The 21,003-nt window shown below is 58.1% G+C and carries 19 protein-coding genes; 9 read left to right on the plus strand and 10 right to left on the minus strand.

Annotated features, from left to right (window positions below; genetic code table 11):
- The first annotated feature begins 52 nt into the window (after positions 1-52).
- The 8 genes from ABJM11_RS18825 to ABJM11_RS18860 all read left to right on the plus strand — a co-directional run bounded on the left by ABJM11_RS18825 (position 53) and on the right by ABJM11_RS18860 (position 7,803).
- The gene (locus tag ABJM11_RS18825) at positions 53-1,423 is read left to right on the plus strand and encodes an ABC transporter substrate-binding protein (RefSeq protein WP_348292516.1); all 1,371 of its coding nucleotides are present in this window, start codon (positions 53-55) and stop codon (positions 1,421-1,423) included.
- 87 nt (positions 1,424-1,510) lie between these two features.
- Positions 1,511-2,830: an ABC transporter substrate-binding protein gene (locus ABJM11_RS18830; RefSeq protein WP_285355997.1), complete on the plus strand. Its 1,320-nt coding sequence runs from the start codon at positions 1,511-1,513 to the stop codon at positions 2,828-2,830.
- A 63-nt stretch (positions 2,831-2,893) separates the two neighbouring features.
- A complete protein-coding gene (locus ABJM11_RS18835; protein WP_348292517.1) occupies positions 2,894-3,793 on the plus strand; it encodes a branched-chain amino acid ABC transporter permease in 900 nt (299 codons plus the stop codon).
- On the plus strand, positions 3,793-4,734 hold the full coding sequence (locus ABJM11_RS18840; protein ID WP_348292518.1) for a branched-chain amino acid ABC transporter permease: 942 nt from the start codon (positions 3,793-3,795) through the stop codon (positions 4,732-4,734). Before ABJM11_RS18835 ends, ABJM11_RS18840 begins: the two co-directional genes overlap by 1 nt.
- Positions 4,734-5,507: an ABC transporter ATP-binding protein gene (locus ABJM11_RS18845; RefSeq protein ID WP_348292520.1), complete on the plus strand. Its 774-nt coding sequence runs from the start codon at positions 4,734-4,736 to the stop codon at positions 5,505-5,507. Before ABJM11_RS18840 ends, ABJM11_RS18845 begins: the two co-directional genes overlap by 1 nt.
- Position 5,508: 1 nt before the next feature.
- On the plus strand, positions 5,509-6,183 hold the full coding sequence (locus ABJM11_RS18850) for an ABC transporter ATP-binding protein (protein WP_285356001.1): 675 nt from the start codon (positions 5,509-5,511) through the stop codon (positions 6,181-6,183).
- A 33-nt stretch (positions 6,184-6,216) separates the two neighbouring features.
- Complete coding sequence (locus ABJM11_RS18855; protein ID WP_348292521.1) at positions 6,217-7,347, plus strand: zinc-dependent alcohol dehydrogenase family protein; 1,131 nt, start codon at positions 6,217-6,219, stop codon at positions 7,345-7,347.
- A 36-nt stretch (positions 7,348-7,383) separates the two neighbouring features.
- Complete coding sequence (locus tag ABJM11_RS18860) at positions 7,384-7,803, plus strand: thioesterase family protein (RefSeq protein WP_348292523.1); 420 nt, start codon at positions 7,384-7,386, stop codon at positions 7,801-7,803.
- Between the two features lie 66 nt (positions 7,804-7,869).
- On the opposite strand, the gene purD is transcribed toward ABJM11_RS18860, so the two are convergent.
- The 10 genes from purD to ABJM11_RS18910 form a co-directional block, all read right to left on the minus strand.
- Positions 7,870-9,165 (minus strand): phosphoribosylamine--glycine ligase, encoded by a 1,296-nt coding sequence (purD, locus tag ABJM11_RS18865; RefSeq protein WP_348292525.1) that lies wholly within the window; start codon positions 9,163-9,165, stop codon positions 7,870-7,872.
- A gap of 21 nt (positions 9,166-9,186) precedes the next feature.
- On the minus strand, positions 9,187-10,767 hold the full coding sequence (gene purH / locus ABJM11_RS18870; RefSeq protein WP_348292527.1) for a bifunctional phosphoribosylaminoimidazolecarboxamide formyltransferase/IMP cyclohydrolase: 1,581 nt from the start codon (positions 10,765-10,767) through the stop codon (positions 9,187-9,189).
- 85 nt (positions 10,768-10,852) lie between these two features.
- On the minus strand, positions 10,853-11,170 hold the full coding sequence (gene fis / locus ABJM11_RS18875; protein WP_250089262.1) for a DNA-binding transcriptional regulator Fis: 318 nt from the start codon (positions 11,168-11,170) through the stop codon (positions 10,853-10,855).
- Entirely contained in the window at positions 11,167-12,165 is a 999-nt protein-coding gene (gene dusB / locus ABJM11_RS18880) for a tRNA dihydrouridine synthase DusB (RefSeq protein WP_348292529.1), read from the minus strand. The genes fis and dusB overlap by 4 nt, the downstream gene beginning before the upstream one ends.
- 216 nt (positions 12,166-12,381) lie before the next feature.
- Positions 12,382-13,593: a DUF3426 domain-containing protein gene (locus ABJM11_RS18885; RefSeq protein WP_348292531.1), complete on the minus strand. Its 1,212-nt coding sequence runs from the start codon at positions 13,591-13,593 to the stop codon at positions 12,382-12,384.
- Positions 13,594-13,655: 62 nt separating this feature from the next.
- On the minus strand, positions 13,656-14,552 hold the full coding sequence (prmA, locus tag ABJM11_RS18890; protein ID WP_348292532.1) for a 50S ribosomal protein L11 methyltransferase: 897 nt from the start codon (positions 14,550-14,552) through the stop codon (positions 13,656-13,658).
- A gap of 38 nt (positions 14,553-14,590) precedes the next feature.
- Positions 14,591-15,937 (minus strand): acetyl-CoA carboxylase biotin carboxylase subunit, encoded by a 1,347-nt coding sequence (gene accC, locus ABJM11_RS18895; RefSeq protein ID WP_348292534.1) that lies wholly within the window; start codon positions 15,935-15,937, stop codon positions 14,591-14,593.
- A 16-nt stretch (positions 15,938-15,953) separates the two neighbouring features.
- Positions 15,954-16,415: an acetyl-CoA carboxylase biotin carboxyl carrier protein gene (gene accB, locus ABJM11_RS18900; RefSeq protein WP_348292536.1), complete on the minus strand. Its 462-nt coding sequence runs from the start codon at positions 16,413-16,415 to the stop codon at positions 15,954-15,956.
- 27 nt (positions 16,416-16,442) lie between these two features.
- Entirely contained in the window at positions 16,443-16,883 is a 441-nt protein-coding gene (gene aroQ / locus ABJM11_RS18905; RefSeq protein WP_348292538.1) for a type II 3-dehydroquinate dehydratase, read from the minus strand.
- A 298-nt stretch (positions 16,884-17,181) separates the two neighbouring features.
- The gene (locus ABJM11_RS18910) at positions 17,182-18,795 is read right to left on the minus strand and encodes a diguanylate cyclase (protein ID WP_348292540.1); all 1,614 of its coding nucleotides are present in this window, start codon (positions 18,793-18,795) and stop codon (positions 17,182-17,184) included.
- Positions 18,796-18,993: 198 nt separating this feature from the next.
- Here ABJM11_RS18910 and ABJM11_RS18915 point away from each other — a divergent pair, with 198 nt between their 5' ends.
- On the plus strand, positions 18,994-20,982 hold the full coding sequence (locus ABJM11_RS18915) for an EAL domain-containing protein (protein WP_348292542.1): 1,989 nt from the start codon (positions 18,994-18,996) through the stop codon (positions 20,980-20,982).
- Positions 20,983-21,003: the final 21 nt, after the last annotated feature.

Below are 21,003 nucleotides of genomic sequence, written 5' to 3' on the forward strand. Positions count from 1 at the left end.
ATAACAATAATCCAGAACCATACGCCGGACACGACCGACTCGGGAGGCTGACTTGCCGGGACCGAACACCCGCCTGTACCAGACAATGCCGATCCTGTTACACCGCTTCGGGTGTTGCCAGCGGCCATGGCAACTCTGGCTGGCAGCGATGGTATTTTTGGCTAGTGGCGCTCTCCGTGCAGAGCCACCCGCCCAGCCATCGACGCCACCGGTGGGCAGGGTAGAGCTGGGGGCGGAAGACAGCCATGCTGATGCCACTGTTGCCTGCATGTATCCCATGACCGGCCGTTCCGCCAGCTTTGGCCGGGACAGCATCGTAGCCATCCAGCTTGCTCTCGAAGAACGCTCCTCTGACCCTGATGCTCCGCGCCTGCGGGTGATTGTGGACGATTCCCGCTCCAAGGCATCGTTCGCGGTGCGGATGGCTGAGGACTTCATTCAGAACGACGATGCGAACATTCTCTGCGGAATGGTCAGCTCTGGCGTGGGGATGGCCGTAAGCCGATTGGCGAAACAGCGCAAGATCATAATGGTGGGGACCGACCACGCGTCTTCACGAGCCTCCCTCGAGGAGGGGCATCGCTACTATTTCCGGGTATCGAGTGACACCTGGTATTCACACGCAGCCGGTGCCCGTTACCTGGCAGAACTGCAGGAGAAAAACGGTTGGCGGAAACTTGCCTTTCTGGGGCCTGATTATGAATACGGCCGGGTCGCGTGGCGCGATCTCAGGCAAGCCCTACATCAGAACGGCACCCGCTACGAGGTAACCGGTACTTACTGGCCCAAGCTGTATGAACCGGACTATTCGCTTTACATCCAGTCACTATTGGAGTCCCCGCCGGATGTGCTGGTGGTTTCTCTCTGGGGAGGGGATTTCATTGCTTTTCTGGAGCAGGCTCGTACCACGCAATTGTTCAGCCGCATGCGTGTGGCCAATTTTGATGCCGGTGGAGATTACGAAACCCTTGTCAGCCTGAAGGATGATCCACCGGAAGGGCTCATTCTGTCTGCACGCCACCACGTGAACTGGCCGGATACGGAACAGAACCGCCGGTTTGTTACCCGCTTTCATGAGTTATCCGGCCGTTATCCGAGTTATTCCGCTCAAGGCGCTTACGCTGGCATGTTGGCCATCGCAAGGGCGATCAGTATTGCCGGCGATGTCACGGATACCGATGCCATGATCGAGGCTCTGGAAGGGCTCGAAATCCCCCTGCCCAAAGATCCGGAGGGGTACGTTTCCTACATTGATCCGGACACTCATCAGATTGTTCAGGCCCAGGCGATCGGAACACCGGTGGCCAATGATCAATACCCACCGGCCCAGGTCATGTTGGGCAACTGGACCGTTTACGATGCTGAATCCCTGAAACCGTCCCCCGCTTTGGTGAAAAAGCGACGCGGTGAACCCGGTGGCTGACCGTGATAGGTCACTACTCAAACCAATGAAGGCAAAACAAAAGCACAACCTGATGTACGACAGAAAATAACAATCAAGGAGAACAAAATGAAAAATTCCAATCAACGTCCCATCTGGCAAAAAACGCTTCTGGGTACCGCAACGTCTGTGGCCATGGCATCGGTCGGTGTCATGGGTATGGCAGCAACCGCCAGTGCCGAGGAATCCTTTAAAGTGGGTTTCGTGACCTTCCTCTCCGGTGGTGCCTCGGGGCCATTTGGCGTGCCTGCTGCCCAGGGGGCGGATATTGTCATCAAAGCGATCAACGAAGGCAGTCTGCCCGCTCCTTACGACACTAAAGGCGTTAATGGCCTGACGCTCGAATCCGTCGTCGTCGATGAAGCGGGTGGTCCTACCAAGCAGGTTGAAGAGTACCGAAATCTGGTTCAGCGCCAGGACGTCGATGCAGTGATCGGTTATATCTCCTCCGGCGACTGCCTGGCGATCGGGCCGGTGGCTGAAGAGATGAAGATGTTCACCATCGCTTTCGACTGCGGTACCTCCCGTCTGTTCCAGGAGATTGAAGATCCACAGTACATGTTCCGTACCGGCCTCGACGCAGTCGCGGATAACGTGGGGGCGGCACGGTATCTAGCGGAAACCCGCCCTGATGCCGTCCGGATTGCTGGTATCCAGCAGAACTACGCCTGGGGCCAGGATTCCTGGCAGGATTTCACCCTCGCCATGGAACAGCTGATGCCCGAAGCCGAAATCGTCAATAACCAGACGCCACAGCTCTTCCAGGGCAGCTATAGCACTGAGATTTCCGCACTCCAGACCCAGCGTCCGGATATTGTCCACTCTTCCATGTGGGGCGGCGATATGGAGTCTTTCACCGCTCAGGCAAACGTCCGTGGTCTGCTGTCGCAGGCAACCGCGATTCTGACCACTGGTGAATCCGGCCTGCACCGTTTTGACGGCCAGGCACCCAACGGCACCATTCTGGGTGGGCGTGGTCCATTCGGTGGTTTCATGCCGGAAAATGACCTGAGCGAATGGTTTACCGAAGCTTATGTCGCCGAGCATGGCACACCTCCAAGCTATCCGGCCTCCAAGGCTGCTCAGGCCGTCCTGGCCCTGAAATTCGCTGCCGATAACTCCGGCGCCGATGGTGTGCCCAGTTCAGAGCAACTGGCAGAAGCGCTGAAAGGCGCCGAGTTCGAATCGGTTAGCGGCACCGTACGCATGGCCCTGGCTGGTGGCCACCAGGCCCTGCAGCCAATGTCTTACGGTGAATACCATTTCGAGAATGGTGAGGCTGAACTGCGCAATGTCCGGTCTTACCCGGGTGAGTGCGTGTCTGCTCCGGATGGGTACAACGCCCAGCAATGGATCAAGGAAGGCTTCCCGGGAGTCGACTGTAACTGATCCATTGATCAACCACCGGCAGCTGAAAGGCGGCCGGTGGTCCGATATTAGGAGTACACACTGATGCTAACGGTCTGGGCAATATTGATCGACGGTTTCATCTACGCGTCCTGGTTGTTTCTGGTGGCGGCGGGTTTGACGGTCATCTATGGCGTTATGAGAATTCTGAACATGGCCCACGGCAGCCTCTACGCCCTTGGGGCTTATGCTGCCGCGTCGGCGCTGGGGTGGTATTACTCCGGGGGCGGAGAGAACCTGGTTATGGCTTTTGCCATTATCGCAGCCTCCGCGATATTGATTGGCGCACTGACCGGGCTGGCCATTGAGCGAGGCATACTGAGGCTTATGTATGGTCGCGATGAGATCCTGATGCTGCTGATTACGTTTGCCGTACTGTTGATTCTCGAAGACGTAATGAAGCTGATATGGGGTACGACCCCTTACTTTGCGTACCAACCATACGCCGCTCTGGGCCGGATCAACATTGATGTATTGACCGTATCCCGTTACGACCTGCTGGTACTGGTGGTCTCGGTCGTTATTGGCGTGGGCTTGTGGTTCTGGCTTGAGCGCACAAAGATCGGCAAGATCCTGCGTTCCATCATTCACGACCGGGAAGTATCCGAAGCCATGGGCGTTAACGTGCGCCGCATGTTCACTATCACTTTCATGATCGGGGCAACACTGGGCGCCATCGCCGGCGGTATTACAGCTCCCATTATCTCCGTGGTACCGGGACTCGGTATTGAGGTCATTGTACTGGCCTTTGCAGTCGTGGTGACTGGAGGCCTGGGAAGCATCACCGGTGCGGCCGTGGGCGCTGTCATCGTTGGTCTTGCGCGAGCGACGTCTATCCACACCATGCCCGAACTGGAACTGTTCATCATCTATGCCGTGATGGCTGGAGTGTTGATCTTCCGACCCCATGGCCTGTTTGGCCAGGTGATTGCGAGGAAAATCTGATGATCCTGGAAAAAAGCGAAATTTCCCTGATAGGTGCCGCCGTTGCCCTTGCCCTAGCCTCACTGGTGGTTCCGAACTGGCTTGTTTTTACTGCCACCTTGGCTATTTCTACCGCTCTGGTGGTGATGGGGGTGGTCATGCTTATGCGGGCGGGCCTGGTGTCGTTTGGTCAAGGGCTGTTCTATTGCCTTGGCGGCTACGCTGTGGGCCTGGGTGGCCGTTATCTGGGTATAACGGATGCTCTGCTGTTGATTGTTCTTGGTGTCGCGGTGACGGTTGGTGTTGCCATGATTCTGGGGCTGCTTGTCACGCGCTACCGGGAAATATTCTTCGCTATGTTGTCCCTGGCGTTTTCAATGATTCTGTACGGGCTTCTGGTCAAAAGCCATGGGCTGGGAAGCACGGACGGCTTCGGTGTTGTGGACTGGACTATTCTGGGCTTTTCCCCAGGTTCCGGTGAGAGCAGTTCAAGGATCGCCCTACTACTTGCGCTCGGGTTGGCTCTGGGCATTGCCCTGTTTCTCAATCGTTATTTCCGCTCCAGCCTCGGCCTGGCCTGTGAGGCAATCCGGGAAAACGAAGTGCGGGTTGAGTACATGGGGGTATCGCGCAAGCAGGTGCTCTATATTAACTATGTGATTGCGGCTGCGGTCGGCTCCATTGGCGGTTCCATGACTGCGCTGGCCGCTGGCCATGTCGACCCCACCATGGCCTACTGGACCATTTCCGGTGAGTTTGTGTTCATCGCCATCCTCGGTGGTACAGGACACGTGGCGGCACCCTTTATCGCCGCGTTGATCTTCACCCTGGTAAGAACCTATGCCATTGAATTGGCGCCCAATGCCTGGCAAATGATCCTGGGTATCGTGTTGCTGCTGATCATTCTCTTCCTGCCCAAAGGCATCTGGAGCCTGTTTACCCGCAAGAAAGGGGTGGCCTAATGACCGAGATTCTCAAAACCGTCGGTTTGTCCCGGTATTTTGGTGCGGTGACAGCCGCTGAAGACATCAATGTAACCATCACTGAAGGGGAAATTGTCGGGGTAATTGGGGCGAACGGCGCCGGGAAGACCACCTTCATCAACATGGTGACCGGTTACCTGCCTCCTTCCAGCGGCACCATTGAATTCGGGGGTAAACCCATCAAGGGCCTTGGACCTCGCAAGTTGATGAGAAAGGGATTGACCCGGTCCTTCCAGATTCCGCAACTGTTTCTGGAACTTCCGGTGATCGACAACCTGGCTATCGCCCTGGCGGCTGCTGACCATCAACAGTTCCAAATGATTCGGCCGGTGCACACGACAAAGCGGCTGGAAGCGGCTGAAGAAATTCTGGCCCAGATGAACATCGCCCAGTACCGTAATGAAATGGTTACCGCCATGCCTCAGGGGGCACGCAAGCTTCTGGACATTGCCATTGCCATGCTGGGCAGTCCCCGCATGTTGCTGCTGGACGAGCCCACCAGCGGTGTCAGCATGGAAGAGAAATACACCTTGATGGACACGGTGATGGAGGCGGTTCGCCAGCGGGGTCTGACGGTATTGTTCGTTGAGCATGACATGGAAATTGTTCAGCGATACGTTACGCGGGTACTGGCCTTTGCCAGTGGTATTGTGATCAAGGATGGCCCGGTGGACGAAGTGCTGGCGGATGAGAAGGTCCAGGAACTGGTGACCGGCAAACCGAAGACGCCTAATGCCGAAGGAGGCGCCTGAAATGAGCCTTGAAATTGCTAATCTCGACGTTTCCATTGAGGGTATCAGTATTCTGCGGGACATTAACCTGAGCATTCCGCAGGGCCAGATGGCAGGTCTGATCGGCCATAACGGCGCCGGCAAGACCACGTTGATCCGCGCCATTATGGGTCTTCTGCCTGCGACCCGGGGATCCATTACCTTCAAGGGCCAGGACATCAGCAAACTGCCGTCTCACCGGCGGGCCAATCTGCGCATCAGTTACATGCCGGAGGACCGCAGGCTGATACCTGACCTGACGGTGTCGGAGAACATGCTCATGCCGGCGTGGGCCAATAATATCAAGGATGGTGAAGAACGCCTGAAATGGGTCTATTCGCTGATGCCTGAAATAGCCGACTTCGGTGAGCGCAAGGCCCTGCAGTTGTCCGGCGGCCAGCAGAAACTGGTGGCCCTGGGCCGGGCGCTGATTCCGGGCCGGGAACTGATTTTGCTGGATGAGCCGTTTGAAGGCGTCGCACCGGTACTGGCCAGGCGTTTGTCCGAGGTCATTGCCGACCTGCGCGCAGAAGGCCTGACGGTACTGATCGCGGAATCCGATGATAGCCACTCCTCCGATCTGGTGGACGCGACCTGGCGCATCGAGCGCGGTTCCGTGTCCGCCGGTCGAAAGGATCCGTCTGCGTCGTTGGCCTGACCATAGAACAGAAACCGACTGAGGAAATACGCCATGAAAATTCGAGCCGCAGTTTTGCAAGCCATCGGGGCGGAGCGCCCGTACCAGGATACCAGGCCCCTGGTGATTGAAGAGCTGGAGCTGTCTCCTCCCGGTGACAATGAAGTGCTGGTGCGGATCAAGGCCGCGGGCCTTTGTCATTCCGATCTCTCCGTTATTGATGGAAACCGGCCCCGGCCAGTGCCGATGGCCCTGGGCCATGAAGCTGCAGGCATTGTCGAGGCCGTGGGCAATGGCGTTCGCGACCTGAAGCCGGGGGATCATGTGGTGGCGGTGTTTGTGCCTAGCTGCGGCCACTGTGCACCTTGCGCAGAAGGCCGTCCGGCCCTGTGCGAGCCGGCGGCAAAAACCAACAACGCCGGTACCCTGGTCAGCGGTGAACACCGGCTGCATCGGGCAGATGGCACCCCGGTTAACCACCACCTGGGGGTGTCCGCCTTTGCCGACCATGCGGTGGTGTCGCGGGATTCGCTGGTCAAGATCGATGCTGATCTGCCGCTGCACCACGCGGCCCTGTTCGGTTGCGCTGTACTGACGGGTGTGGGGGCTGCGATTAACTCGGCGAATATCAAGGCGGGCCAGACTGTCGCTGTCATCGGCTTGGGTGGCGTTGGTCTTAACAGCGTGTTGGGGGCGTTGGTGGCAGGCGCCGGTGAGGTGATTGCCATTGATCTGGATGACAGCAAACTGGCATTGGCCAAAGAGCTCGGCGCCACCCACGCCTTTAACTCCCGTGAAGAAGGTTGTGTCGACAGGATCAAGGCACTGACCAATGGCGGTGTTGACTGTGCCATTGAAATGGCCGGGTCTGAAAAGGCCCTGGAATTCGCCTACCAGATCACTCGGCGCGGCGGAACCACGGTCACGGGCGGCCTGGCCCACCCGGAAAAGAAGGTGTCTATCCAGCAGGTCAGCCTGGTGGCAGAAGAGCGCACGCTCAAGGGGAGCTATGTCGGTAGCTGTGTGCCGGTTCGCGATCTTGCCCGTTATGTCACCCTGTTTCGCCAGGGCAAATTACCGGTGGACAAATTGCTCAGTGACACCCTGACGCTGGATGAGATCAATGACGGATTCGAGAAACTGGCATCCGGTAGGGCCGTTCGTCAGGTTGTGCTGTTTGATTAGGCCATAACGCCATAAAACTGGTAAACGGAGACATCTGTGGAACGAGATGAGTTCGGTGTTTTTTACCCTATCACCACCCGGTGGATGGATAATGATATCTACGGGCATGTGAATAACGTGACCTACTACTCCTACTTTGACACCACCATCAACCGCTACCTGATCGAGGTTGGCGGTCTGGATATCAATAACGCGCCAGTGGTTGGCTACGTGGTCAGCTCCAACTGCCAGTTCAGGAAACCGGTGGCCTATCCGGACGCGCTGGACGCCGGGCTGAGGGTCATCAAGATTGGCAACAGCTCAGTGACTTACGAGCTGGGTCTGTTCAGAGGCGGGGACTTGGAGCCGTCTGCGCTTGGTCAGGTTGTCCACGTGTTCGTTGACCGGGAACAGAATCGGGCCGTTGCGATCCCTCAAAATATTCGCGAGGCGCTTGAGCGCATTCTGGTTTCCTGACTCCCCCTCGAGAGACCAGTCACTGAGAAGCCCGGCGAGACCGGACTTCTCAGTGATATTCTGACATCAGTCACTGGCCGCATTTTCCCGGGCGATGGCCCGATAGGCTATGTCCTTACGGAAGAAGGCGCCTTCCCACTGAATGCCTGCGGCGACCCTGTAAGCGCGTTGCTGGGCTTCAGTAACGGTCTTTCCAAGGGCTGTGGCACAAAGCACGCGGCCACCGTTGGTAAGAACCTGCTCGCCATTTAGACGGGTACCGGCATGGAACACTTTCTCCCCGTCGGCTTCCCTCTCGGGTAGCCCGGCAATAACGTCCCCTTTGTTGTAGCTGCCGGGATAGCCGCCCGCTGCGAGCACAATGCCTACGGCCGGGCGGTCGTCCCAGTCTGAGCTGCACAGGTCGAGTTTGCCGTCGATCGCGGCGCCGCAGAGCTCAACCAGATCGGATTTCATCCGCAGCATGATGGGCTGGGTTTCCGGGTCGCCAAAGCGGCAGTTGAACTCGATCACCCTGGGTGCGCCCTGGGTATCGATCATCAGGCCGGCGTAGAGAAAGCCTTTGTAAGGATGACCTTCGGCAGCCATACCGCGAACGGTGGGATAGATGACTTCATCCATGATGCGCTTATGGACATCAGCTGTGACCACAGGAGCCGGAGAATAGGCCCCCATGCCACCGGTATTGGGGCCGGTATCACCGTCGCCCACGCGCTTGTGATCCTGTGAAGTGGCCATCGGCAATACGTGCTCACCATCGACCATGACGATGAAGCTGGCTTCCTCGCCGTCCAGGAACTCCTCGACCACCACACGGCTGCCGGCGTCACCAAACGCGTTTCCGGCCAGCATGTCGCGAATGGCGGCTTCGGCTTCTTCCAGGGTCATTGCTACGATAACACCTTTGCCGGCCGCCAGGCCGTCGGCTTTAACGACGATAGGCGCACCCTGCTTGCGTACATAGGCCAGAGCCTGATCGACATCCGTGAAGTTACCGTAAGCTGCGGTGGGGATTTTCTGACGTTCCAGGAAGTCCTTGGTAAAGGCTTTGGAGCCTTCCAGTTGAGCCGCGCCGGCGCTGGGGCCGAACACCCTCAGGCCACGCTCCTCAAACAGGTCGACAATGCCGGCCACCAGAGGGGCCTCCGGCCCTACAATCGTCAACCCAACCTTGTTGGCGGCGGCAAAATCCGCCAGGCCGTTGAGGTCCATCACGTCGATGTTGATGTTTTCCAGGCCCGGCTCGCGAGCGGTGCCGGCATTGCCTGGTGCGACAAACACCCGGTCTGCATCCGGGGACTGGGCGGCTTTCCAGGCAAGGGCGTGTTCGCGGCCGCCGGAGCCTATGACGAGAATGTTCATGGTCGGTTCCTGTCTGTCGGATTAATGCCTGAAATGACGCATCCCGGTAAAGACCATGGCGATGCCATGCTCGTTGGCCGCATCAATGACTTCCTGGTCCCGCATGGAACCACCCGGCTGGATAACGGCGGTGATACCGGCCTGTGCGGCGGCGTCGATACCATCCCGGAACGGGAAGAACGCATCGGAAGCCATCACCGAGCCTTTCACTTCAAGGCCCTCATCGGCGGCCTTGATGCCGGCAATCTTCGCGCTGTAGACCCGGCTCATCTGGCCAGCCCCAACACCAATGGTGCGGCCGGCCTTGGCGTAGACGATGGCATTGGATTTCACATACTTGGCCACTTCCCAGGCAAACAACAGGTCATTCAGTTCCTGCTCGGACGGCTGGCGCTCGGTAACGACCTTGACGTCTTCCATGGCCACCATGCCCAGGTCACGGTCCTGCACCAGAAGGCCGCCGGTCACGCGCTTGTAATCCATGGATTTCGCGCGCTCGCCATCGAATTCGCCGCAGGCCAGCAGGCGCACGTTCTTTTTGGCGGCCACGAGTTCCACAGCCTCCGGGGCTACGGTCGGGGCGATGATGACTTCCACGAACTGGCGGTCGATGATGGCTTTTGCGGTTTCGGCGTCCAGCTCACGGTTGAAGGCAATGATGCCTCCGAAAGCCGATGTCGGGTCTGTGGCAAAGGCCAGGTCGTAGGCCTGCCGTATATCCGCGCCAATCGCCACACCGCAGGGATTGGCATGCTTGACGATAACGCAGGCGGGGTCGGCGAAAGGCTTGACACACTCAAGTGCCGCATCGGTATCGGCCACATTGTTGTAGGACAGCTCCTTGCCCTGCAGCTGTTTGGCGGTGGCAATACAGGCTTCCCGGGGATGACGCTCGGTGTAGAAAGCCGCCCTCTGGTGCGGGTTTTCGCCATAGCGCATGTCCTGAACCTTCACGAACTGGCTGTTGAAGGTGCGGGGAAAATCCGCGTTGTCGTTGTCGGCGGTGCGTCCGCCCAGGTAGTTGGCAATAGCGCCGTCGTAGCCGGCAGTGTGTTCGAAGGCTTTCACAGCGAGATCGAAACGGGTCTTGTGGGTCAACTGGCCGTCGTTGGACTCCAGTTCTTTCAGCACGCGGCTGTAATCCGACGTGTTCACCACAATGGCGACATCATTGTGGTTCTTTGCGGCAGCCCGCACCATGGTAGGCCCGCCGATATCGATGTTTTCAATCGCCGTTGCCAGGTCGCAGTCCGGTTTCGCTACGGTTTCCTCAAAGGGGTAGAGGTTCACAACGACCATGTCGATGGGGGCAATGCCGTGCTCTGTCATCACCGCGTCGTCAGTGCCGCGCCGCCCGAGGATACCGCCGTGAATTTTCGGATGCAGGGTTTTGACGCGGCCATCCATCATCTCCGGGAAGCCGGTGTGGTCACTGACCTCGGTGACAGGGACCTGGTTTTCTTTCAACAACCGGAAGGTGCCACCGGTGGAGAGCAGTTCGATGCCGCGATCGGTCAGCGCACGGCCGAATTCTACGATACCGGTTTTATCGGACACGCTGATCAGCGCGCGACGAACGGGGGTATTAGCCTGATTTGCCATGGGTCACTTATTTCTGCTGGGTATGAACGAATGAAGGCCTCGCGAATGTTGTCCGGGAGGCCCTCGTTTCAATCGGGTAGCTGGATTATAGCAGACCGTACTGCTTAAGCTTCTTGCGCAGGGTGCCGCGGTTCAGGCCGAGCATGGTCGACGCCTTGGTCTGGTTGTTACGGGTATACTTCATCACCTGCTCCAGCAGCGGTGCTTCCACCTCGGACAATACCAGCTGGTAGACCTCGGTAACCGGTGCGCCATCAAGCTGCGCGAAATAGTTTTTCAGCGCAACTTCCACGCTGTCACGCAGGGTAACGGTGTTGCCGCTGCTGTTCACCGTCTGCAACTGATGAATGTCATCGTTGGCGGGTGCTGTCAGATTGTCATTAGCCAAAGTCTCAGCCGTCATGCTGCGAATACCTCTCTATTTCGTAAGCCTGCAAAGTACTGTTGAATACTGTCTTTCTGCTCCAGCGCGCAGTCTATGGCGTTGAAGCGTTTGCGGAATCGTTTGTCTTCGTCGTGGGACTGCAGGTACCAGCCCACATGTTTCCTGGCGATGCGCACGCCCATGGTTTCGCCATAGAACCCATGCAGTGCTTCAAGGTGCTCGCTGAGCACCTGTTCCACCTCGTCTATCGGCGGTTCAGCCAGATGCCTGCCGGTTTCCAGAAAATGCAGAATTTCCCGGAAAATCCAGGGCCTGCCCTGGGCGCCACGCCCAATCAGCAAACCATCGGCACCGGTATGGCTCAATACATGCCTCGCCTGTTCCGGCGAGGTGATATCACCGTTGGCAAACACCGGGATTCCGACCCGGGATTTAACCTCGGCGATGGTGTCGTACTCCGCTTCGCCCTTGTATGCGTCAGCCCGGGTGCGACCGTGGATTGCCAGGGCCTGAATGCCGGCATCTTCCGCCATACGGGCAATCAGCGGTGCGTTCCGGTGTTTGCGGTCCCACCCTGTTCGCATCTTCAGGGTTACCGGGATGTCCACAGCGGCCACAACAGCTTCCAGAATCTCCCGCACCAGGGTTTCATCTTTCATCAGTGCGGAGCCGGCGGCCTTGTTACACACTTTTTTAGCCGGGCAGCCCATATTGATATCGATGATCTGGGCGCCGAACTCGGCATTCAGTCTGGCGGCATTGGCCAGCATGTCAGGGTCGCCGCCGGCAATCTGCACCGACCGGGGCTCGGGTTCACCCTGATGGTTCATCCGCGTTCGTGACTTGCGTGTGTTCCAGAGTTTGCTGTCCGCAATGACCATTTCCGAGACTGCCAGCCCGGCACCCATGCGCCGACAGAGCAGGCGAAAGGGACGATCAGTTACACCGGCCATGGGCGCAACGATCAACGGATTGGGCAGGGTGTACGGCCCGATTTTTGCCGTTGGCAGCATGGTCTGAGTCCGTGTTACAGCGGGTTGAGCAAACGCCGGATCTGAATGATTGCTCAATAAGTAACCGATTCTGATCCGAAGGGCGGTAATGATACCGCTGGGAGAGATGCTATTGAAGGGGCGAAGTGATGAAAAAGTTGATTATTTTTCGTTCTTTCTGGTTGACTTTCAGGCAATTCGATGGCGGTCCCCACTCTTTGGCAAGTGAGGACCCGCTTACTCCGGATTGGCGCGAAAGGCGATATTGTAGTTCACCGCGTCCCTGCCCGGGTCCCGGATATTAATGACGATTCGGACCGGCGTATCCGTTGGCATGGCCTCCATTTCCCGGCCCTCGCCGGCCAGATATTCGTCCGGCGCGAAGATGCTCTGGGCGACCACATCCCCATTCAGGTTGGAGAAGGTCAGGGCAATGGCCGGAAAAGGCTGTTCGAAAGCCGCCCGGTTGATGATGACGGCGTCGACCACCAGTTGGTTGCGGTTCTCGGGGTTCGTTCTTACCACCAGTTTGCGGCTCTGAATGGCGTCAACGTTCACAAGCGGCTTCAACTCGCACCCGACGATCTCGCAGCCTTTTTCATAGAAAGGGCGCAGTTCAGGTATTGACGACAGGCGACCGAACTGGAACCAGGTGACCTGGGCCACCAGAACGCCGATCAGTGCCAGCACCACCAGTGTCCAGAGTGTTGTTCTGAGGCGGCCGCCGCCGTTGTCGCCAACGGAAACAGGTTCTCTGCGAAGATTGGTATAGGGGGATCCTGCCGCCGTCATGGGTTCGTCAACAAAGAATTCGTCAGATTCCTCCGTCGGTTTCAGGCTCAGATCTTCCTCTTCCCGATCCGGTGTTGTCCTGGTGTGCTGGGACTGCGACGGCGTCTGTTCTTCCCGGAATTCTTCCTTTTCCACTGGAGAATCGGCTATCTGAGGCTCTGGGAGCTCCTCAGGCTGCTTCTCAACCGGCCTGGGGGCAGGCTCCTGGTTGGGTGACGGTGTATCGTCAGAGAGCATTGCCTCCGCCCAGCTTTCGTCTATTTTTTCCTGGCTGTCGTCGTCTTCCGTCTCGAAACTGCCGCTCTTGCTTTCATTGACGGTACGGAAACTGTCACTCAGTTCATCATCGGAAAACGTCAGCTTGGTACCGGCGTAGGGACCTTCAGCTGCATCTTCTTCCGGATTGTCGGCGAAAATCAGGTCGTCATCTGCGGTAAAGTTCTGGTTGGCTCGGTGATCCTGTTTTTCAGCCGTCTGGGAAGGGGGTGTTTTTTCTGCGACGGATGCACTGCCACTGACCTGGTGTTCCACTGCATTGAAGACCGCCATGCAGTTGCCGCAACGCACTTTGCCGCCGGCTACGCTAAGCTGGGCGTCGGTCACCCGAAAGCGGGTTTCGCATTTCGGGCATCGTGTCTGCAGGCTGCTCTGGGTCATGCTTCATTCCTGTAAGCGACGTCGCTACGAGTCACGGAGTTTAGTAGGTTCAGCCGTTTCCGTCACCTGTCGTTGCGCCGTCCTGTGAGCCGTATCCACTCTTCACGCTGTTCCGGTTCGTCCATGACAAACCAGGGTTCGTAAGCTTCCATGACTTCCCTGGCCTGGTTGGAAAGTATGCCGGACAACACGATATCGCCACCCGGTTTCACCTTCGCAGACAGCCTGGGCGCCAGGCCGATCAGGGGCTGGGCAAGAATGTTGGCCAGCATGATATCAGCCATCGCATCGGGTTCATCCGCGGGCAGGAACAGATCAAGCCGGTCTTCTTCAACCCGGTTGCGGCGCGCATTTTCGCGGCTGGCTTCCAGTGCCTGGGGATCGGTGTCAACGCCGATGACATGATCAGCACCCAGCAGCAGGGCTGCAAGGCCAAGAATGCCCGAGCCGCAACCGTAGTCGATGACCTGACGGGACATGATGTCATGGCCGTCCAGCCATTCCAGGCAAAGGGCCGTGGTGGGATGGGTTCCGGTGCCAAAAGCCAGCCCCGGATCCAGTAGCAGATTGGCCGCGCGGGGGTCAGGAGCGTCGTGCCAGCTGGGCACGATCCATAACCGCTCGCCAAAACGGAGTGGCTTGAAGTCCGCCATCCACTCGCGTTCCCAGTCCTTGTCTTCCACCAGGGTGACGTCGATGTCTGGCAGCGATTGTTGTGTCTGCTGGTGCCAGGCATCCTTTACCGCGGCGCAAAGCTCTTCGATGTCCCGCTCGGAGCCGAACAGCCCGGTCACGCTGGTCTGGTGCCACAGCGGCGTGGTGCCGGGGTCTGGCTCATACAGTGGCTGATCGGCGGCATCTTCCATGGAGACGGCTTCCGCGCCTATCTCCATAAGCAGATCCTCTAGCTGATCCGCGTTGTCGGGATCAGCCGGGATCTGTAATTGTATCCAGGGCATGTTGGTGTCCTGTCGGGTAGACGAATTTGCTGAGCGGGTCAGTCCCGTATCAGCTTCTCCAGATAATGAATGGTGAAGTCTACCTGTTTGAAACCGCCATCGCGTACCAGTTTCCGGTGCAGCGCCTGATTGGTCTTGATGCCCTCGACAAGCAGTTCGTCCAGCGCGTTCTTCATGCGGCGACGGGCAATTTCCCGATCATCGCCCCAGGTGATCAGTTTGGCCACCATGGAGTCGTAGAAGGGTGGCACGGTGTAGCCGCTGTACAGGTGCGAATCCACCCGGATGCCGTTGCCCCCGGGGGCATGGAAGTGCTTGACCTTGCCGGGGCTGGGCACGAAGGTTTTCGGATCCTCGGCATTGATACGGCATTCCAGTGCGTGGCCGGAAATCTTGATGTCGTCCTGGGTGTATTGCAGGGGCAGGCCACTGGCAATGCGCAGCTGCTCGCGAACAATGTCCACGCCAGTCACCATCTCCGACACCGGATGCTCCACCTGTACCCGGGTGTTCATCTCGATGAAGTAGAAGGCGCCGTCCTGGTACAGGAACTCGAACGTGCCGGCCCCCACATAGCCGATTTTCTTGCAGGCATCGACGCAGGCCTTCAGTGTTATTTCCCGTGCTTCCGGGTCGATATTCGGTGCGGGTGCTTCTTCCAGTACTTTCTGGTGCCGGCGCTGCATGGAGCAGTCCCGGTCGCCCAGGTGAATCACGTTGCCATGGGTGTCCGCCAGAACCTGGACCTCCACATGGCGGGGGCGCTCCAGGTATTTCTCGAGGTAAACCGTGGCATCGCCAAAGGTGTTCTTTGCCTCGCTCTGGGTGATCTGCACGCTTTTCAGCAGCGCTGCCTCGGAATGAACCACCTGCATGCCACGGCCGCCGCCACCGGAGGCTGCCTTGATGATCACCGGGTAGCCGATTCTCCTGGCCACTTCCAGAGTGCGCTCGTCATCATCGGTGATTGGGCCATCGGAGCCCGGAACAGTGGGAACACCGGCTTCGATCATGGAATTGATGGCCGAGACCTTGTTACCCATAAGGCGAATGGTTTCAGCCCTGGGGCCGATAAAGCGAAAGCCGCTTTTTTCCACCTGTTCGGCGAAATCGGCGTTTTCCGCAAGAAATCCATAGCCGGGATGAATACCGACGGAATCCGTAACTTCCGCTGCGCTGATGATCGCGGGGATGTTCAGGTAGCTTTCAGTAGCGCTGTTGGGGCCGATACAGACAGATTCATCCGCCAGGCGCACATGCATCAGCTCGCGGTCAATCTGCGAATGGACGGCCACGGTCTTGATGCCCAGCTCCTTGCAGGCTCGCAGGATGCGCAGGGCGATCTCGCCGCGGTTTGCGATCAGAACTTTTTCTAACATAGCCATGAGGGTATCACCGGGTTCAGGAAATGATGATCAGTGGCTGGTCGAATTCGACCGGCTGCCCGTTCTCTACCAGGATCTCGGCGATGGTACCGCTCTTGTCCGCCTCGATCTGGTTCATCATCTTCATGGCTTCCACAATGCACACCACGTCACCGGCCTTAACCGACTGCCCGACTTCCACGAACGACTTGGCCGTGGGTGAGGGCGAACGGTAGAACGTGCCTACCATGGGCGATTTCACGGCGTGGCCGGAGGGTTCCACCGGCTTGGCGGGTTCGTCGGCTGCCGGCGCGGACGGCTGCGGGTATGACCCGGGCTGCGGCGCCGGAGACGGGTACTGGGCCATGTACTGCGGTGCGGCCAGTTGTTCGCGACGGCGGGAGATACGAACGGAGTCATCACCCTCGTGAATCTCCAGCTCTTCGACGTCGGATTCCTCCAGCAGCTCGATAAGTTTCTTGATCTTGCGAATGTCCATAGTCAGTCCGATCCCGTTTAATCAGTTCTATCGATGAATTCGTTGCAGGGAAGCTTCGAGTGCGAGGTCGTACCCCTGGCTGCCCAGCCCGCAGATAACGCCTTCGGCGATATCGGAAAAATAGGAGTGATGGCGGAAAGCTTCCCGCGCATGCACGTTGGAAAGATGTACTTCAATAAACGGAATGCCCGATGCCAGCATGGCATCCCGCAGCGCAACACTGGTGTGGGTGAATGCCGCCGGGTTGATAATGATGAAATCCACCCCTTCCGATCTGGCTTCATGTATCCGCTCAATCAGCTCATATTCCGCGTTTGACTGTAAATGTAGCAGGTGATGGCCACTTTCGGCGGCTTTCCGGTGTAATCGTTCATCAATGTCGGCCAATGTCTCATGCCCATAGACCTCGGGCTCGCGGGTACCGAGCATGTTCAGGTTGGGTCCATGGAGGACAAGTATAGTCGCCATGATTGCATCTGCCTTGCTGACTTATTTACAGGATCGCCGACTTTAGCGACATTTTCAGCCAATGGTGCGTGCTTGAGGCCTTCAGATCAACACTTTTTGACATTCCGCTTTGTGTCGAAAAGTATCCCGGCAACAAGAACCCGTTCTTCTCCGATTGCGCGCCTATTGTCGTGAACGATGAGAAAGAGCGCTATAAGACGTTGGTTTCATGTTCGGTTTTTGCCGTATGCGGAAACGGCTGGAGACTTTGCCAGAGGTTTCTTTGGGGTGGTGCGCCATGACGACTGAGCAGGGGTGCTCAGTCGCCGGCAGCCGTAACGCAGTTCCGTCCCTGTTCCTTGGAGCGATAAAGCGCCCTGTCCGCCCGTTCACACAATGCCTGGGAGGTGTCGCTCTTCCAGGCGGCAACACCGCAACTGAAAGTGACGTTGAACTCCCTGTCACCGGCGGGCTGAAGCAGTTCAGAGAAGCGTTCACGGATTTCGTTCAGAACGTTGCGGGCGTCACTTTCGCGGGTGTCCGGAAGAATAATGGCGAACTCCTCGCCACCATACCGGCCTATGTGGTCGGTCTTGCGCAGGCGCTGTTTCAGGAACATCGACAGGCTCCGGAGTACGCGGTCGCCAATGGGATGGCCGAAGGTGTCATTCACTTTCTTGAAGTAATCGATGTCGATCATCGCAAAGCACAGCGGCTGGTCTTTCTGCCGGCACTTCACGATCTCCTGGTCCAGCAGGTGCAGTGTGTGGGTGTGGTTGAACAGGCCGGTCAGACTGTCGCGGATCATCAATGCCAACAGCGAGCGGGCACGCCGGCCCCGATTGTGAATGGTGGCGATCAGATGTTTGGGATCTATGGGTTTGGTGAGGAAGTCATCACCCCCCAGGCTCATGGCATGGAGTTGCTTGCTGACGTCTTCTTCGGCAGAGAGGTAAATAATGGGAACGCTGTGGAAGCGGTCCTGCTGGCGAATGACCCGCGCGATCTCCATGCCGGTGCAGCCGGGCATGTACATGTCCAGAATAATGATCTCTGGCGAGAAAGATTCCAGTGCATGGATGATGTCCATGGGGTTGGTGATGATATGGGCGTTCATCCCGGCTTTCTTGAGCACTGTTTCCATGAACTTGGCCTGGGCGCGGGAGTCATCCAGTACCAGGACCTTGTAGGGTTCTACCGTGTTGCCGTGTGTGTAGGTTTCGATCTTCTCGATCAACTGCCCCGGGTCGACTGCCGGATAGAAAAATTCCTCGCCACCACAGCGGGAAGCCCGCAGCCGGGTTTCAATGGTGCCATCCTCATCGCTCATGAAAATAATGGGAATGGGGGTGTCGTGACGCTCCTGAAGGCGTTCGATAGTGGCGATGCCGCTAAGTGGTTCGCCACTGTAGTTGACGTCCATCAGGATGGTTTCGGGCTTGTGGAGGGCGCAGGCTTCTATCAGTTTTTCCGACGTGTGGAACGCGGACGCGCGGAAACCGAAAAACTCAAGCTGGCGAATAAGCCGGCCGGCCATTTCCTCGCTGGACAGCGCGATATAGACCGGGGTGCGGCGGTATTGCTGGGGCGCTTCGCTGGCGGTCTGGTCTGTGCGCCGGAGGGTGCACCTGGAGAGCTGTTCAATGGCATCCTGGAGTTTGCGGTCAAGGCCGTCCGGCAGCGCCTCGCCCTCGGGCCACTCGCCAATAAGCTCGAACACTTTTTGCCCGGAGTCCGCATGGCTCTCCATTTCGAAGCGTTTGGCATAGCGAACCAGTTTGTCAGCCGCTCTGGCAAAATCAGACCTGAACGCGGCAGACTCGCTGATGTCTTCGTGGACCTTCTGCCAAGTATCCAGGACAACGCGCGCCTGGGTCGTGACGCGGCGAGCAAAGTGCTGCCTGAGTTTGTCTTTCTGGCTTTCGTCGTTCATTGTGCTCCGGCCTGTATTTTTTCGTTCCTGGCCGCCCGTCTCCAATACAGGCAGATATTTTCAACATTAGTCGTTTTGCAGAGTCTATAGTGTTTAATGTTGTCGGCGTAGGTGACTCTATGTAAATGTTTGTCAACTATGCGGCGCAGGTCACATCAGCTCCCCGGTAACCGATACTCCAGGCAGGGGTTGCCTCTTATGGCACGGATGCAGGAAACAACACAATTCGCCCGGCAGCAGGGAGTGATCACCCTGCGCACCCTGCTTTTGCTGTTTACCGGTGGGCTGTTGCTGCTCGTGCTGGTTGCCGCCGTCAGCGTGAGCTTCGATCGTTTCCGGGATTACATGACCGACCAGCTTCGCGGGCACTCACAGGATGGCGCCACTGCTGTCGGTCTCTCCCTTTCCAATGCTATCGACGGCCGCGACCCCGTGGCTGCTTCGTCCCTCATTGATGCCGTGTTTGACAGTGGTCGTTACCTGTCAGTGGTTTACCTTGATAACGAAGGCGAGGAAATTGCGGGCAGGGAAACATCCCTTCGTGATGTCCGTGCGCCAGCCTGGTTTGTCTCTCTGGCCGACCTGCCCCTTCCCGCCGGAGAGGCAGAGGTGGTGCGTGGCTGGAGCCGGCTGGGCAAGGTCAGGGTGGTCAGCCATCCCGGCCGTGCCTATGAGGATCTCTGGAAGGTAACTCTGCGTACTATCGCCGGTTCTGTGCTGGTTGCCGGCGTTGGCTTGATAGGTCTGTACTGGATGATGACCCGCCTCCTGCGACCACTCAGGGCTGTGGAAATACAGGCCAGGGCTCTTGGGCGGCGTGATTTCCGGCGCAGGGTTGATAACACGTCCACCCGTGAGCTTAATCAGGTTACTCATGCCATGAACCAGATGGCGGATGACCTTGGCCAGTTGTTCGAAGGCCAGGCCAAGCTTATTCAGCATCTGCGCAAGGTCAATAACGAAGACAGCGTGACCGGGCTGGCCAGCCGCCGGGCGTTCGAGCAGAGGCTCAAGGTGGAGGTGGAATCCGAGGAGCGTGCTGCACCGGGGGTATTGTTCCTGCTCCAGCTGGCGGATTTTGCCCATTACAACCAGAGCTATGGGCGCGAAGAGGCGGACCGTCTGCTTGTCAGCATTGGTGACGCCATTGGTGCTTTTACCCGCCGTCATAGTGACTCCTTTGCAGGGAGACTGAATGGTGCCGGGTTTGCCGTCTTTCTGCCCGGCGTTTCCCGGGCAGACGGTGTGATATGGTGCCGCCAGTTGTTGGAGGAACTTGATGGCATCTATTCCGACTTCTCGGCACCGATGGTCGCTTCGGTTCACGCAGGTATTGCCCAGGCTGCCGGCAACAGCAACGTCCGTGATCTGATGGCTGCGGCCGACGAGGCACTTCGGCAGGCCCAGGCGGAAGAGTCGTCCGCGTGCCATGCCGCCGACACCGACCGGCTTGAGCACTACAACAGCGAAACCTGGCGTGCGATTATCAAGCAGGCTGTCCGGGACGGCAGGTTGTCGCTCTGGCTGCAGCCAATGGTTCGCGAAGGTGACAGCGAGGTGCTGTTCCACCAGGTGTTCTCCCGCATGAAGACGCCCGACGGCTGGGTCAAGGCAAACATCTTTGTGCCCATGGCAGAGCGTTTTGGCCTGACCCCTGATATTGACCGCTGGGTTCTGACACGTTCCCTCGCGTTGCTGCGGGAGCGAACAGGGGAACGGCTGGCCATGACCCTGGGGTTGGTGTCGGTGGCCAGCGACGACTTCCGGAAGGAGCTTCTGGGGCAATTGACGAAGGCGGGGCCGGAACGCCAGCGGTTGCAGATCGGAGTATCCGAGCATGCTGTGCATCATCACCGTGTTCAGGTGGGGCTTCTGGTCCGCGCCCTGAACCGCCTGGAGGTGCCGGTGATCGTCGACCGCTTCGGGGTTGGCGGCGTGCCATTCAGTTACCTGAGGAATCTGAGATTCCAGGCGCTGCGTATTGATAGCAGCTTTATTCACGATATCGACACCCACGTGGATAATCGGTTCTATCTTGAATCCGTGGCCACCATCGCGCGCAGCAGGGGCGTGAAGGTTTACGTTACCGGTGTGGAGACAGAGAGCGAGTATTCAGCGCTGGGTGGAATCGGTATTGACGGCGCTATGGGTTACCATCTGGGGCGCCCGTTTGAGGCGGGGCGCTGATACTGGCTTCGGCGCCGCAAA

Origin of the sequence: Marinobacter sp., from assembly GCF_039977835.1 — a bacterium.
Classification (GTDB): Bacteria; Pseudomonadota; Gammaproteobacteria; order Pseudomonadales; family Oleiphilaceae; genus Marinobacter.

Excerpts from the sequence above, each read along its gene's own strand:
- ABJM11_RS18830 (WP_285355997.1), top strand. The coding sequence starts at position 1,511 with ATGAAAAATTCCAATCAACGTCCCATCTGGCAAAAAACGCTTCTGGGT.
- ABJM11_RS18835 (WP_348292517.1), top strand. The coding sequence starts at position 2,894 with ATGCTAACGGTCTGGGCAATATTGATCGACGGTTTCATCTACGCGTCC.
- ABJM11_RS18840 (WP_348292518.1), top strand. The coding sequence starts at position 3,793 with ATGATCCTGGAAAAAAGCGAAATTTCCCTGATAGGTGCCGCCGTTGCC.
- ABJM11_RS18845 (WP_348292520.1), top strand. The coding sequence starts at position 4,734 with ATGACCGAGATTCTCAAAACCGTCGGTTTGTCCCGGTATTTTGGTGCG.
- ABJM11_RS18850 (WP_285356001.1), top strand. The coding sequence starts at position 5,509 with ATGAGCCTTGAAATTGCTAATCTCGACGTTTCCATTGAGGGTATCAGT.
- ABJM11_RS18855 (WP_348292521.1), top strand. The coding sequence starts at position 6,217 with ATGAAAATTCGAGCCGCAGTTTTGCAAGCCATCGGGGCGGAGCGCCCG.
- purD (WP_348292525.1), bottom strand. The coding sequence starts at position 9,165 with ATGAACATTCTCGTCATAGGCTCCGGCGGCCGCGAACACGCCCTTGCC.
- purH (WP_348292527.1), bottom strand. The coding sequence starts at position 10,767 with ATGGCAAATCAGGCTAATACCCCCGTTCGTCGCGCGCTGATCAGCGTG.
- fis (WP_250089262.1), bottom strand. The coding sequence starts at position 11,170 with ATGACGGCTGAGACTTTGGCTAATGACAATCTGACAGCACCCGCCAAC.
- dusB (WP_348292529.1), bottom strand. The coding sequence starts at position 12,165 with ATGCTGCCAACGGCAAAAATCGGGCCGTACACCCTGCCCAATCCGTTG.
- ABJM11_RS18885 (WP_348292531.1), bottom strand. The coding sequence starts at position 13,593 with ATGACCCAGAGCAGCCTGCAGACACGATGCCCGAAATGCGAAACCCGC.
- prmA (WP_348292532.1), bottom strand. The coding sequence starts at position 14,552 with ATGCCCTGGATACAATTACAGATCCCGGCTGATCCCGACAACGCGGAT.
- accC (WP_348292534.1), bottom strand. The coding sequence starts at position 15,937 with ATGGCTATGTTAGAAAAAGTTCTGATCGCAAACCGCGGCGAGATCGCC.
- accB (WP_348292536.1), bottom strand. The coding sequence starts at position 16,415 with ATGGACATTCGCAAGATCAAGAAACTTATCGAGCTGCTGGAGGAATCC.
- aroQ (WP_348292538.1), bottom strand. The coding sequence starts at position 16,883 with ATGGCGACTATACTTGTCCTCCATGGACCCAACCTGAACATGCTCGGT.
- ABJM11_RS18910 (WP_348292540.1), bottom strand. The coding sequence starts at position 18,795 with ATGAACGACGAAAGCCAGAAAGACAAACTCAGGCAGCACTTTGCTCGC.
- ABJM11_RS18915 (WP_348292542.1), top strand. The coding sequence starts at position 18,994 with ATGGCACGGATGCAGGAAACAACACAATTCGCCCGGCAGCAGGGAGTG.